This is a genomic window from Oxynema mangrovii CENA135, assembly GCF_016632315.1.
GTDB classification, from domain to species: Bacteria; Cyanobacteriota; Cyanobacteriia; order Cyanobacteriales; family Laspinemataceae; genus Oxynema; species Oxynema aestuarii.
The window spans coordinates 523,363-536,747 of record NZ_JAEOXH010000002.1 but is presented as its reverse complement, the minus strand read 5'-3'; the positions used below and the strand labels follow the sequence as shown (position 1 = coordinate 536,747).

The 13,385-nt window shown below is 52.1% G+C and carries 11 protein-coding genes and 1 pseudogene; 9 read left to right on the top strand and 3 right to left on the bottom strand.

Features of this window, described 5'->3' with window-relative positions:
- The first annotated feature begins 144 nt into the window (after nucleotides 1–144).
- From JJD41_RS16075 to JJD41_RS16065, 3 genes are all read left to right on the top strand, one after another.
- On the top strand, nucleotides 145–1,548 hold the full coding sequence (locus JJD41_RS16075; RefSeq protein WP_200669231.1) for an HD domain-containing phosphohydrolase: 1,404 nt from the start codon (nucleotides 145–147) through the stop codon (nucleotides 1,546–1,548).
- Between the two features lie 30 nt (nucleotides 1,549–1,578).
- Nucleotides 1,579–2,181: a pentapeptide repeat-containing protein gene (locus JJD41_RS16070; RefSeq protein ID WP_200668241.1), complete on the top strand. Its 603-nt coding sequence runs from the start codon at nucleotides 1,579–1,581 to the stop codon at nucleotides 2,179–2,181.
- Nucleotides 2,182–2,304: 123 nt separating this feature from the next.
- A complete protein-coding gene (locus JJD41_RS16065; protein WP_200668239.1) occupies nucleotides 2,305–3,072 on the top strand; it encodes an LmeA family phospholipid-binding protein in 768 nt (255 codons plus the stop codon).
- Nucleotides 3,073–3,174: 102 nt separating this feature from the next.
- Here JJD41_RS16065 and JJD41_RS16060 read toward each other — a convergent pair whose 3' ends face one another.
- The 3 genes from JJD41_RS16060 to lepA all read right to left on the bottom strand — a co-directional run bounded on the left by JJD41_RS16060 (nucleotide 3,175) and on the right by lepA (nucleotide 7,655).
- Nucleotides 3,175–4,569, bottom strand: coding sequence for a UDP-glucose dehydrogenase family protein (locus JJD41_RS16060; RefSeq protein ID WP_200668237.1), 1,395 nt, complete (start codon nucleotides 4,567–4,569; stop codon nucleotides 3,175–3,177).
- Nucleotides 4,570–4,708: 139 nt separating this feature from the next.
- Complete coding sequence (locus JJD41_RS16055) at nucleotides 4,709–5,641, bottom strand: UDP-glucuronic acid decarboxylase family protein (RefSeq protein WP_168570992.1); 933 nt, start codon at nucleotides 5,639–5,641, stop codon at nucleotides 4,709–4,711.
- A 202-nt stretch (nucleotides 5,642–5,843) separates the two neighbouring features.
- Nucleotides 5,844–7,655 (bottom strand): translation elongation factor 4, encoded by a 1,812-nt coding sequence (gene lepA / locus JJD41_RS16050; RefSeq protein WP_200668235.1) that lies wholly within the window; start codon nucleotides 7,653–7,655, stop codon nucleotides 5,844–5,846.
- Between the two features lie 284 nt (nucleotides 7,656–7,939).
- On the opposite strand from lepA, the gene JJD41_RS16045 reads away from it, so the two are divergent.
- The 6 genes and pseudogenes from JJD41_RS16045 (at nucleotide 7,940) to JJD41_RS16020 (ending at nucleotide 13,235) form a co-directional block, all read left to right on the top strand.
- A complete protein-coding gene (locus JJD41_RS16045; protein ID WP_200668226.1) occupies nucleotides 7,940–8,149 on the top strand; it encodes a hypothetical protein in 210 nt (69 codons plus the stop codon).
- The gene (locus tag JJD41_RS16040) at nucleotides 8,142–8,369 is read left to right on the top strand and encodes a type II toxin-antitoxin system CcdA family antitoxin (protein WP_168570990.1); all 228 of its coding nucleotides are present in this window, start codon (nucleotides 8,142–8,144) and stop codon (nucleotides 8,367–8,369) included. The genes JJD41_RS16045 and JJD41_RS16040 overlap by 8 nt, the downstream gene beginning before the upstream one ends.
- 384 nt (nucleotides 8,370–8,753) lie before the next feature.
- Nucleotides 8,754–10,613 (top strand): GAF domain-containing protein, encoded by a 1,860-nt coding sequence (locus tag JJD41_RS16035; protein WP_200668224.1) that lies wholly within the window; start codon nucleotides 8,754–8,756, stop codon nucleotides 10,611–10,613.
- Between the two features lie 425 nt (nucleotides 10,614–11,038).
- Nucleotides 11,039–12,092, top strand: a pseudogene (locus JJD41_RS25755) (RNA-guided endonuclease InsQ/TnpB family protein).
- A 119-nt stretch (nucleotides 12,093–12,211) separates the two neighbouring features.
- Nucleotides 12,212–12,862 carry a DUF3386 domain-containing protein gene (locus JJD41_RS16025; RefSeq protein WP_200668206.1) on the top strand — a complete coding sequence of 217 codons (651 nt, stop codon included), beginning with the start codon at nucleotides 12,212–12,214 and terminating at the stop codon, nucleotides 12,860–12,862.
- Nucleotides 12,863–12,992: 130 nt separating this feature from the next.
- Nucleotides 12,993–13,235: a NifU family protein gene (locus JJD41_RS16020; RefSeq protein ID WP_168570979.1), complete on the top strand. Its 243-nt coding sequence runs from the start codon at nucleotides 12,993–12,995 to the stop codon at nucleotides 13,233–13,235.
- The last annotated feature ends 150 nt before the right edge of the window (nucleotides 13,236–13,385 follow it).

The window sequence follows — 13,385 nt, the reverse complement described above, 5'->3', positions numbered from 1 at the left end:
GCCAGCCGCAGCAACTAGCTATCCCGATCGCGGCTAACCATTACAGCGTCCTAGAAGCCGCGATCGCGCGATCGCCCGTCCCGCAATTCCCTGTAAAGGACGATTCCCGGTATCATGAACAACATAGGAAGCTTCTCGTTGAATATGAATCCGGAATCGACGCTCAACCAGCTTAAAGCGGCTTTGCCCGAAGGACAACTGCCTTCGAGTTATGGCGTGTACTTCAAAAATACCTTAGTCGCGCTCTGTCACGCCCTCGAAGATCACATTCTCCAAACCTCCTCGGACAAGAGTGAAGTCGATCCCTTGGTTTTAGCCACTTTTCAGCAAGGAAAATGGTATCTTCAAGAAGCCGAACGCTATCGAGAAATTGCCGATCGCTCGCGCCACATCCTCATCAGTGCAGTTTCCGATAGCGGTTTTTCCACCCACGAAACTAGCCAACTCGATAACGTTTCCTTAGTAAATCTCGATCCGGAAGATAGCTTAGTCAACGAGTGGAATCTAGTTATTCTCGCGCCGAGTTATCAGGCGATCGTCTTGTGTCACGAACTCGACCCCGACGAATACCGACCGGAAGATAGGCCCCAAGTGGATACCGAACGCAAATTTTACGGATTGTGGACCTTCGATCGCGCCGTCGTCTCCCAATCCACAGAAATCTTACTCGATCGCCTGCATCCGTACAATCCAGACCTCATCGATCGCCTCAAAGCCACCCAGCGCCAGATCCTAGAGTGCAAAGACGTTCCCCAAACGGATATGAGTGGGGTTGTTTCTCGCATTGTTTCCTACCTACAAAGTTCTCAGCAGCAAATCGTCGCCGTCAACCGCCAAACCCGCGAACTGTGGGAACTCGAAGGTCAAGCCCTCAAAGTCAGCCGCAACCTCAACGCCAACAAACTGCAAGCCTTTTTACGCATGGCGCAACGGGTAGACGAGCGCGATTGCGCCAATCCGGTCGCTTCCTTGCAAGTGTCGGCCCTATCGGAAACCTTGGGACAACTGCTCGACTTACCCACCCTCAAACTGCGGCGCCTGCGCTTGGCGGGCTTATTATTCCGGGTCGGTTTAGTTTCGGCCCCTCCAGAGGTCTTTTCCACTCCAGCCAGTCAGTTAGATGAGGTAACCCGGTCGTTTTGGCGCGATCGCGCGCGCATCGGCGCCCAACTGCTCGCCGCCATGCCCGAACTGACGCCAGTTAAAGAAATTGTCGAGCACCACCTCGAATATTGGGACGGAAGCGGACAACCGGACGGCTTGCGCGGGGAAGAAATCCCGATCGAAGCGCGGATTTTGGGATTAGTCGCCTATTTCCAAGAACTGACCCAAACCCGGGGCGATCGCGGCGCCCTGACCCCCCAAGCCGCCTTAGAACAGTGCCAGCAGCGCAGTGAGACTCGTTTCGACCCCAAGGCGATCGAAACCCTCAGCAACGTCGTCCGCCTCGCGGAAATGGGGCTGATGCAACTACCGAACCGTCCCAGTCAACTCCCCAACGTCTGGCTCGAAGAATCTCCCCCCCCTTCCACCACCGTCAAATCGTAAATTCCTCTACTCTGAATTCTCAACTCTCCAATGATTTCCAGCTCTCCAGACCTCGAAGCCATCCGACAGGGCAAAGTCAAAGACTTAGCCGGAATCCATCTGGCAGGCGCCGATCTCTCCGGTGCCGATCTCTCCGGCGCCGATCTGTCCCAAGCGAATTTAAGCGGGGCCAATCTATGCGGCGCCAATTTAGCGGATGCCCACCTACGGGCTAACTTGCGCGGGGCCGATCTCACCGGAGCCGATTTACGCGGTGCCGACTGTCGCAACGCCGATTTACGCGGCGCCCTCTTGCTCGATAGCGAGGTCGGAGGGGCCAGCTTTGCCGGAGCCTTTTTGACTGGAGCGATTGGCAGTGGTCTCGACTGGACGGGCATCGATTTGCGCGGGGCCGATTTACGCGGCGCCAGTTTGGAACGGGCGATTTTGCGTCAAGCCGAACTCGCTCACGCGAACCTCTGCGGTGCGGACTGCACGCAAGCGGATTTAGAAGAAGCCGACCTTACCGGGGCCGTGCTGCACGGGACGAATTTGAGACGCGCTAACCTTTTGTGTGCCATAGTAGAACATGCCGATCGCGCGGGGGCGTTGCTCGACGGGACTTGTCTGGAGGGAACCCCCTGGAGTCTGTAATCTGCGAGCCGTTTCTCGATCGCCGGGACTTTGTCTCTACCTTATAAGCGTCATAAGTTCAACTTAATTTTACATATCTTAATAAATTGTTATAATAGGAAGCGTTGGCAAGCGTCCGAGGAAATGGTATCAGCTTTGTTTGGCAGCACACCCTTCCAGAACCAAGGTGGCGACGCGCTTGTAAGTCAAGTGGCAGGTAAGGCGATCGCGGCCTTGTTCAAGCGATCCGAAAAAGTCGAGGCGAACGTTCGGGCCGAACCTGTTGCCAAGTTGCTCCAGGGAAGTATCGACGGCTTCGATTTCATCGGCCAGGGAATGCTGATGTATAACGGCTTGCGGATCGAGAACATGGAACTGTACTTGCAAGCCGTGGCGATCGACTTTGGCGCCATTTTTTCGGGAAACATCAAATTGCGCCAACCCACCAGCGCCCGAATGCGAGTGGTTTTAACTGAAAATGACTTAACTACTTCATTTAATACGCCGTTTGTCGTCGAGAAATTGCAGCGCCTCCAATATAACGGAGAATCCCTACATTTTCAGAAAACCGAAGTCAACTTGACCAGCGATAAAGCCCTTCGGGTGTCGTCTCAAGTGAAAATTGGCGACGCCGACGAACCCGTGCATCTGGATTTCACCGCACAGGTGGATGTGGAAGAACGGCGCAAAGTGCAATTTGTCAACGTCAAATGTGAAGGGAGCGATCGCGCCGTAGACTTAGGTAATGCGTTAATCGAGCATATTAATAGCCTGCTCGATTTAGATAAATTCGCCTTAGAAGGAACGCAGTTAAGAGTCGATCGCATCCGCATTCAAAGTAAAGCGATCGTCTTTTACGGTTCGGCCAATATTTATCAATTTCCGTCGCGACAACTGCAAAAGAAATCGTAAATTTCAGATTCAACTCAATTCCCAAATTCTAAAAAGATGGGGAGTAGGGTGGGCATTGCCCACCCTACTTTTTCCCAATTAGATTCAATCAATCCGATTCAATTAAGAACAGCCGATGCCCACATAACGGAATCCGGCTTTTTGCAACATTTTGCGATCGAGGAAATTGCGACCGTCAATAATGACCGGATTGTTCATCACCTTCGCCATCGCCGCATAATCCAAGGTCAAGAACTGCTGCCAGTCCGTGACCACAACCAGAGCATCGCAAGCGTAAGCTAACTGTTCGGGGCTCGTTTCCACCACGACCCCACTGAGACCCTGACCGATGCCACTTTGAGAAACGATCGGGTCGTAAGCCTTGACCTTCGTTCCCAAGCGGTTGAGTTGTTCGATCAAATTGAGGGCGGGGGCGTCGCGCATGTCGTCCGTATCCGGTTTGAACGTCAACCCCAACAGACCGACCGTTTTACCTTTGAGGATTTTCAGTTCGTGTTGGAGTTTTTCGATCGCGATCGTGCGCTGGCGCTTGTTGACATCCACCGCCGCTTTGAGCAATTGGGCGTCGTAACCGTAATCGTCCGAGGTATGAATCAGGGCCGAAACATCTTTCGGGAAGCAAGACCCCCCCCAACCGATCCCCGCTTGTAGAAACTTAGTGCCGATGCGCGAATCGAGACCGATCCCCTTCGCCACTTGCACGACATCGGCGCCGACGCGATCGCAGATATTGGCAATCTCGTTAATATAACTAATCTTTGTCGCCAAGAACGAGTTGGCCGCATACTTGATCATTTCCGCCGAACTCAAATCCGTCTTGACCACCGGAACCGGAGGTAACGAAGGATCTTCCCCAAACTTGCGCTTGACAATCGGCTGATACAGTTCTTCCATCATCGAGAGGGCCTTGTCACTGTTACCCCCCAAGACAATGCGATCGGGATTAAACGTATCGTAAACCGCCGAACCTTCCCGTAAAAACTCGGGATTGCTCACCACGTCGAACTCGATTCCCAACTTCGCCGCCGCTTCATCTCCCGAAATGCTATTGCCGCCGCCAGAGGCTTTCTGACGTTCCGCAATCCCGTCGAGAACGATCATGCGTACCCAGTCCCCGGACCCAATCGGCACCGTAGACTTATTGACAATGACCTTATAGCCTTTCTCCAGATGACTGCCGATTCCTCGGGCGACCGCTTCCACATAGCGGGTATCGCTTTCTCCAGTCGGTAACGCCGGAGTCCCGACAGCAATAAATAAAATATCGCCGTGATTGACCCCATAAGCGAGATCGGTCGTAAATTCCAATAAATCTTCTTGAGACGCTTTTTGAATGATATCGGACAAGCCCGGTTCGTAAATCGGGGACTGTCCGGCTTTCATCATCTTGACTTTTTGTTCGTTATTATCGACGCAGATCACGTGATGCCCGGTGTGCGCCAAGCAAGCGCCCGTGACTAAACCTACGTATCCGGTTCCAATGACACAAACGCGCATCGGGGTAAATCCTCCAATTGAAATAGTGATGTCCTTCCGTCCAGCACCCTGATTTCTGGCAAAGTCACTTGTTTTCGGGATAAACCTGCATTTTTAGACAACAATTGGCTTTCCCGGTTAGTATTCCCAGGCGATCGGGTTAACTAGACCTCAAACGGCTGCGAAAATCTTCTATCGTTAACTTTAACCCTTCATCCAGAGGAATCGTGGGTTGCCAACCGAGGAAGGTTTTCGCTTTGGTGATATCCGGCTGGCGCTGGCGGGGGTCGTCTTGGGGAAGGGGTTTAAACTGAATTTCGGCGTCGGGATTGACCGTTTTTTGAATTTTTTCGGCCAATTCGAGAATCGTGTATTCGTCCGGGTTACCGAGGTTGATCGGTCCGGTAGACTCGCCATTCATCAGGCGAATCAAGCCTTCGACCAAGTCCGAGACGTAGCAAAAACTGCGGGTTTGGGAGCCATCGCCGTAAACGGTCAGGGGAATGCCGCGCAAGGCTTGCACGATAAAATTGCTGACCACGCGACCGTCATTTTCTAACATGCGCGGGCCGTAAGTATTGAAGATCCGGGCGACCCGGATATCGACGCCATTTTGACGGTGGTAGTCGAACGCCAGGGTTTCGGCGACTCGTTTGCCTTCGTCGTAACAGGAGCGAATCCCGATCGTGTTGACGTTGCCGCGATATTCTTCAGTTTGGGGATGAACGTCGGGGTCGCCGTAGACTTCGGAGGTCGAAGCCAAGAGGAAGCGTGCTTTCACCCGTTTGGCCAATCCGAGCATGAATAGGGTTCCGATCACGTTGGTTTTGATGGTCTTGACCGGGTTGTATTGGTAGTGAACCGGAGACGCCGGACAGGCGAGGTGGTAAATTTGATCGACTTCCAAACGAATCGGTTCGGTGATGTCGTGGCGGATCAGCTCGAAGTAGGGGTTATCCAACCATTTGAGGATATTGTGTTTGTGTCCGGTGAAGAAGTTATCGAGACACAATACTTCATGGCCTTGGTCCATTAGGCGATCGATAAGGTGGGAACCAATAAAACCAGCCCCACCCGTGACCAAAATTCTCATCGTCAACTGCCTGAAAAGGGGTGAAATTCGACTTCTAACCTAACCTGCCCGAAAGTAACTGTCTAGAGGACACTAGGAGTCTTAAGATTTGCGATCGCCCGTAGTCTTTTTTCGGTGGCGAGCTAAGAACGACCGGGTGCCAATTGTCAAGTACCCGGTCGTTAATTTATATAAAGTATTGGGAGCCGAATCGATGGCCGGATCAACCGCGATCGAGCTTGAGAACGGCCATAAACGCATCTTGGGGGACGTCCACCGTTCCGATCGCCTTCAAGCGCTTCTTCCCTTTCGCTTGCTTTTGCAGCAGTTTCTTCTTCCGGCTGATATCGCCGCCGTAACACTTCGCCAACACGTCCTTACGCAAAGCGGGAATACTCTCGCTGGCAATCACCCGCGAACCGATCGCCGCTTGCAGGGGAACCTTAAACTGATGACGCGGGATCAACTCTTTGAGCTTTTCCACTAACGCCCGTCCCACCGGATACGCTTTATCCCGGTGGACGATCGTCGAGAGGGCATCGACCGGATCGCTATTAATCAAAATATCCATCCGCACCAGAGGATTTTCGCGATAGCCGATCGGATGATATTCCATACTCGCATAACCGCGCGATCGCGACTTCATCTGATCGAAAAAGTCCGTCACCAACTCCGCCAAGGGCAACTCGTATACTAACGTCGTCCGCCCCAAGGTCAGATATTTCATATCCTTAAACTCGCCGCGCCGGGACTGGCTCAACTCCATCAACGCCCCGACATACGTTTCCGGCGTAATCATCTCCACCCGCACGTAGGGTTCCTCGATTTTCTCCCGTTCTTGCGGGTCGGGTAAATTACTCGGATTGTCTACCAGCAGCTCTTCCCCGTCAATCGTCGTGACCCGATAGACCACGGAAGGGGCCGTCGTAATCAAATCGAGGTCGTATTCGCGCTCTAACCGTTCTTGGACGATTTCCATGTGCAGCAGCCCGAGGAAGCCGCATCGGAAGCCGAAACCCATCGCGCTGGAGGTTTCCGGTTCGTAAGACAGGGCCGCATCGTTGAGCTTGAGCTTTTCGAGGGCTTCGCGCAGGTCCTCGAACTGATCCGAGTCCGTGGGGAACATCCCGCAAAAAACCATCGGTTTCGCTTCGGTGTAACCCGGAAGGGCTTCGCTGGCTTGGGCTTTGGCCAGAGTGATCGTATCGCCGACCCGCGCATCTTCCACCGTTTTAATCGCGGCGGCGAAGTAACCGACTTCTCCGGCGTGCAGTTCGTCTACGGGTTTTTGGGTGGGACACAAGACGCCGAGTTCGTCGATTTCGTATTCTTTTTTCGACGCCATCAGGCGCACGCGATCGCCGTGTTTGACCGTCCCATCGACGACCCGGAAATAGACGATGACGCCGCGATAGGGGTCGTAGTAGCTATCGAAAATCAGGGCGCGCAGAGGTTGGTCGATCGTATCTTGAGGCGGTGGCACCAAGTGAACGATCGATTCGAGAATTTCGTCGATCCCGATCCCTTCTTTCGCCGAGGCGAGAATGGCTTGGGAGCAGTCGAGTCCGATCACTTCTTCGATTTCGGCTTTGACGCGCTCGGGTTCGGCTCCCGGCAGGTCGATTTTATTGAGAACGGGGATAATTTCAAGGTCGTGTTCGAGGGCCAGATAGACGTTGGCGAGGGTTTGAGCTTCGACCCCTTGAGAGGCATCGACGACGAGTAAGGCGCCTTCGCAGGCGACCAGGGAGCGAGAGACTTCGTAGGAGAAGTCCACGTGTCCGGGGGTGTCGATTAGGTTGAGGACGTATTGCTGACCGTCTTTGCCTTTGTAGTTCATGCGGGCCGCTTGCAGCTTGATGGTAATGCCGCGCTCCCGTTCGAGATCCATGTTGTCGAGGAATTGCTGTTTCATGACCCGATCCTCGACAGTGCCTGTCGCCATCAGCAGACGGTCGGCCAAGGTGGATTTACCGTGGTCGATATGAGCGATAATGGAAAAGTTGCGAATGCGAGAAACAGGAACGTCGGTCATAAGCTTTAGGTTCGTGGCTAATTGCGTGAAGGAGTACGCGGCAAGGGGAGAACGGCGCGATCGCCGTGCGACCCGTCGAGGTCGTCTCGTCGTTGACGGCTCGAACGGTGGCAATGCTTAACACATTTTAATGGTTTCCGAGACACTCGTGCGCTAGGGGAAGCGATCGCCCCCTCTATCGGCCCCGAGTTGGCTGGGGTATCCTCGGGTCAGGCTCGCTTGGTTCCAAGCCTTGATATAATGGGTTCGGGTTCTTCTCAAAATTTCTACCGACTTCAATCCCTGTGTTCGACGAGCCGCACGGCGATCGCGCCGCTCGAACCGTCCTCCCCTTGAGGGCGATCGGTCCGTTATTCCCTCGGTTCGACTGCAATGGAATCATTTGGCGATCGCCCGGGCGATCTCAAGGTCACGAGTGCCTCATACAACAGAATCTGTTGTTCATTCTACTTTATCCTTATTTTTTGCTGAGAGAATTAATGTCCTATGAATGACCAGGTCGTGCATTCCGATCGGAAAGAAAAAGTAGAAGTTTCTATTCATTTAGATGCCGAACTACTCGAACAAATCCAACATTTAACCAACGATCCGAGCAAAGTCATCGAAACTGCCGTGAGGCAGTGGTTGCGCGGCGAACGCAGCAGAGACAACGACTTGAGTCGAAACTTATTAAGAAATCCTCCCGTTCCCCCACGGGGCGAGTGGAATGATTAGAGCGTGAAAAATCTCTAGGTTGTAGCTCGCCATAACCTAGAGAAATAGACATCTGAAGAGCTGGCGGTCAGTCTCGCCACCGCGCTGGTCGAGCAGTGTTCGAACATTGTCTCAAATCATGAGGGACAACTCCGATCCCCCTAAATCCCCCTGAAACAGGGGACTTTGCCGGGCTTGCCCCCTGTTTCAGGGGGCTTGGGGGGGATGGTCGAGGGAGGAGATCGATCTAGGAAACGTTATAGGAGCGGCGAGCGTCTCCAATAAAATGCTAGCTTGGGGTCAGAATTTAACTGCTGTTAGCGATCGCCGTCGTTTCGCTGCCATTACTTTTGGGAGGCGATCGCTTCATGCCAACCCCTGGCCGTTTACTTTCGGACTCCGCTCATGGCATCTGCCGATCGCTTTTCCGTTTCTAGTAATTCTGCGTCTGGGCCATCCCATCACTCGCAACAAGGGGATAACTGGTTAGAAGCCCTCGGCGCCCCGTTAGCCTTCACCCACGACCGCGAAGGTTATTACCGTGCATTTTATTGGGAAAGGGCCAGCGAGTGCGAACTCGACCCTCAGACCTTGATTGGAACCCGCATCGACGAACAGTTCCAACCCGTGGCGATCGTCCCCTACGGCGATCGCGTCAGGCGCGTCCTGTCCTCCGGGGTTCCCGAACGCTTCAGCTACCCCTTTCGCTATCGGGATTGCTACTTTCTTTTCGACCTGACGATCGCCGCCATACCCGATTCCAACTCGGAAGGTCAGCAAGTCTTGGTGATGGGACGAACGATTCCTGGCGTCCTGAGCGAGTGCGAACTCCCCACCAACGAGAATCCAAACAATACTCACCTGCTCGCCTCCGGGTTGAACCTCCATCAAAAATTACTCGCCGAGATCGTTGGCAGTTTGCGCCGTACTCTCCCCCCGGGATCGGAACTGTATCAAAAACTGCTCGCCCAAATGTCGCGGCAAATTCGGCGAACCCTCGATTTGAATACGATCGCCCGACAAACCGTTAAAGGGTTAGCCGAAGCTCTCGGAGTCAGCCGTTGCTTCATTTGTCTTTACAATAGCGCCAGAAACTGCGTGCAGGTCACTGCCGAATATTGTCCCGGCGATCGCCCGTCCCTCCTCGGTTGGGACTTCCTCCTCGAAGACTATCCGGACTGGCAACGCGCTTTAGACTCTCCGGACGCGATCGCCGTCGAAACTCTGATTCTACCCGGGTGCGCCCCTCAAGCGGCGCTGATCTTCGCCACCCGCTATCAAGATCGTCCGAATGCATTAGTGTGTCTGTGTCAGGAAGCGATCGCAGATGGCGAACGCCAGCGCGATCCCGACCCGGAACCCGATCGCACCTGGGGCGCCGCCGAAATCGAATTTGTCCGAGAACTCGGCGAACAAGTGGGAACGGCGATCGCCCACGCCACCTTATATCAAGAATTAGAACAAGCGCGCGAACAAGCCGAAGCCGCCTCCAAACTCAAAAGCCAATTTCTAGCCAATACCTCTCACGAATTACGAACCCCTCTCAACGGCATGATCGGCTTTTTAAAATTGATTATGGAAGGTATGGCCGAAGATGAAGAAGAAGAAAAACAGTTTATTGAAGAAGCCTATCGTTCCGCCTTACACCTGCTCAATTTAATTAACGATATTTTAGATATCGCCAAAATTGAAGCAGGTAAAATGCACTTGGATCTCAATCCCGTCAATCTCGGCGAATTGGTGACCACGGTCGAAAACCATACCCGTGCTTTAGTCCAACAGAAAAATCTAACCTTACAAATTCACCTTCCCGAAACAGAAGATGAAATTTTGCTGTATGGCAACTATCAGCGCTTGTTACAAGTGATGTTAAATATTGTCGGAAACGCGATTAAATTTACCCACGAAGGCGGAATCGAAATTCGCGCGACGATTGTTAAAAATAAAGTCGAAGTCCGGGGGGTGGAATTGCCCGGTGTAGTGCAGATTTCCGTCACCGATACGGGAATTGGCGTTTCTTTAGACAAGCAAGACAAACTCTTTCAATCGTTTTCGCAAGTCGATAGCGATCGCACCCGACAATATGGCGGAACGGGATTGGGATTGGCAATTTCACAGAAACTGATCGAGGCGATGGGAGGTCGGGTGAATTTTTACAGTCTCGGGGAAGGACTCGGTTCGACGGTGACCTTTGTCGTCCCGCTTTATCAAGAACCCGCGATCGTGTCCCTCGGATCTTCCGATTCCCTCGATTTATTGAATTGAGGGGCGATCGCCTCCCTTCGATCTCCGAACCGTCCTCATTTTCAGTCGGGGCGATCGTGTAGCGTCTCCCCAGGACAATTGCCCCCAAAAGCTCGGAAAAATAGCCCGGTCTCGCCCTCAAGCGCGGTTTTCCGTACTGGGTCGGGGAACCGCAATTCGTTAAAAATGAGGGTTAAAAACAGGGTTTAAATTTTAAATTTCTATCTAAAGTTTCCTAAAATTACTCATTTTTTATGCTCAAATAAGAATTTGAGTAAGTTTAGAATCGCCGAAGCCGCAAAAATCGCGGATTCACCATCTCCATTGTTTTCTGCTAGTCTTTATGGTAGCCGAAGTTAGCCGAACAAAAAGATTGTTGAGCAGTTAAAAAGTGAGTGAAAAGCTTTAAGACCAAACTAGACTTAAATAACCGACAACGAACGCTGATGGCGAAACACGCAGGAGTAGCTCGACCCGCTTGGAATTGGGGACTGGCTACCTGTAAGGAAATATTAGAAGCCGGAGATCGACTGCCAACCGCCATAGACTTACACAAAAGATTAGTCGCCGAGGTAAAAAGTCAGAATCCTTGGTACTATGAAGTCTCCAAATGCAGCCCTCAAGAAGCGTTGCGTCACCTCAATAAAGCGTTTAAGCGAGTTGGGCAAGTCAAAGGAACAGGTTTCCCCAAGTTTAAGAAAAAGAAGGTCAAAGACAGTTTTTACCTGGAAGGAAGCATTAAAGTTTCCGGTTATTGGGTAAAGCTACCTCGGATCGGTTGGGTAAAAAGCCACGAACAGTTACCGCCAGTCCATCCTAAAAACGTCACGATAAGTAGACGAGCAGGGGACTGGTATATTGCCTTCAAAATTGATTTTGAACCCCAGGCCACTTTAAAAGGAAGAGAGCGGATTGGGGTAGATGTAGGAATCAACAAGGAAGAGAGCGGATTGGGGTAGACGTAGGAATCAAAAGGCTACCCTGAGCGATGGTAAAACCTATCCCAATCCGAAAGCTTATCGCCAGGCCCAGAAAAAACTAGCTCAACTCCAGAAAGAACTAAGTCGCCGTCAAAAAGGAGGTAAAAACCGAGAAAAAACTAAAGTCAAGTTAGCAAAAGCCCACCGACGCATCGCGGATATTAGAGCCGACCATTTACACAAGTTAACAACTTACTTAGCCAAGAACCACGGCGAAGTAAAAATCGAAGACTTAAATGTGTCAGGGATGCTCAAAAATCACAAGCTGGCTAGTGCGATTGCGGATGGTGGGTTTGATGAGTTCCGTCGTCAGCTTGAGGATAAATGCGAGTGGTATGGGAGCCAATTAACGCTGATTGGCCCGTGGTATCCCAGTTCGCAGATCTGCTCTAACTGCGGACACCAACAAAAAATGCCCCTGGACAAAAGACAGTATGATTGTCCGAGCTGTCACGTCTCCATAGATCGTGACTTAAATGCGGCAATTAATGTAGAAAACGCGGAGAGCTCAGCCGTGTAAGCCTAGTGATGGAAAGGTCTCGGAAGATCCAAGCTAGGAACTAAACATCAAATGATTAAGTTTGAGTAAGTTTTAGAGAGCGGATAGATGAACAATATTGAGATCGAGACTCAAAAGATATGAGTGAAAATAACGAAGCTCGCGACTTATTCCGTTCGGCTTACGAAAGCCGCTACACTTGGGACGATCGCTTTCCCGGATACAGCGCCGATATCGAACTGAAACAAGGGGATGAAGTCTACACGGGTCAGATTCGGATTAATGGCGATTTGAGCGTCGAAGTCAACGGGATCGAAGACGAGGAAGTCAGCCAGAGCGTTTATACTCAATTGCGCGATGTCGTCACTCACCGCAAGCGCAACACCTTTGAGAACGCTCACGGCAAAAACCGTTTTAGTTTGGGCGATCGCGACGAAACGGGCGCCGTCGAAGTTTTAGTCGAAGGCGATGCGATGGGATCGAATTATAAAGTGCGCGGTACCGAAATTTGCCAGGTCAGCCGCGTCATGGGACGCATGGCGTTTACCATCGACACTCACGAGAGTTTGGATACGGGAAGCGGCTATGCGGCGAGCCATTACGATGCGATTTTCCGCAATCCGCAAACGGGAGAAACGATTAAAGAATTGGAATTTGAGGATCGTTACGATCGCTTCGGCGATTATTACCTCATGACGCAGCAGGTTGTCAAGGCCAAAGAGAAAGGAGAAGTGACCGTCACCGAGTTTAACTACTCGAATATCAAGCTACTCGAACCTGTGGCCGTCTAGAGAAGGCGATCGCGCCTCCCCGACCTCGGTACCGATCCGCGACGAGAGGCGATCGAAGAGTGCCGAGATCCTCGAAGACCCGTTAAAATTTTCAACAACAGCAAGCCCAAAGATTGTACGAGGAGACAACATGTCTGCAACCCTAGCCCTGACCCCCGAGAACGTCGAAACCGTATTAGACGAACTGCGGCCTTATTTGATGGCTGATGGCGGCAACGTAGAGTTAGTCGAACTCGAAGGACCGATCGTCAAATTGCGACTGCAAGGAGCCTGTGGGTCTTGCCCGAGTTCGACCATGACCTTGAAAATGGGGATCGAGCGCAAACTGCGCGAGTCGATCCCCGAAATTGCCGAAGTCGAACAAGTGATTTAGATTGGCCCGCGTCAGTGGGAATGCTTTAATGCGGGGGGAGGGCGATCGCCCCTCCCCTGTTTGTATGATTCCAGTCAATCCAGGGGTTGTCGGCTCGATGGGGATCGCAAGAGAAGCCTAAGTTTGTTGGAACTGCGGATCGAACGAGGT

Coding starts and splice junctions, on each gene's coding strand:
- JJD41_RS16075 (WP_200669231.1), top strand. CDS start 145: ATGAATCCGGAATCGACGCTCAACCAGCTTAAAGCGGCTTTGCCCGAA.
- JJD41_RS16070 (WP_200668241.1), top strand. CDS start 1,579: ATGATTTCCAGCTCTCCAGACCTCGAAGCCATCCGACAGGGCAAAGTC.
- JJD41_RS16065 (WP_200668239.1), top strand. CDS start 2,305: ATGGTATCAGCTTTGTTTGGCAGCACACCCTTCCAGAACCAAGGTGGC.
- JJD41_RS16060 (WP_200668237.1), bottom strand. CDS start 4,569: ATGCGCGTTTGTGTCATTGGAACCGGATACGTAGGTTTAGTCACGGGC.
- JJD41_RS16055 (WP_168570992.1), bottom strand. CDS start 5,641: ATGAGAATTTTGGTCACGGGTGGGGCTGGTTTTATTGGTTCCCACCTT.
- lepA (WP_200668235.1), bottom strand. CDS start 7,655: ATGACCGACGTTCCTGTTTCTCGCATTCGCAACTTTTCCATTATCGCT.
- JJD41_RS16040 (WP_168570990.1), top strand. CDS start 8,142: ATGAATGACCAGGTCGTGCATTCCGATCGGAAAGAAAAAGTAGAAGTT.
- JJD41_RS16035 (WP_200668224.1), top strand. CDS start 8,754: ATGGCATCTGCCGATCGCTTTTCCGTTTCTAGTAATTCTGCGTCTGGG.
- JJD41_RS16025 (WP_200668206.1), top strand. CDS start 12,212: ATGAGTGAAAATAACGAAGCTCGCGACTTATTCCGTTCGGCTTACGAA.
- JJD41_RS16020 (WP_168570979.1), top strand. CDS start 12,993: ATGTCTGCAACCCTAGCCCTGACCCCCGAGAACGTCGAAACCGTATTA.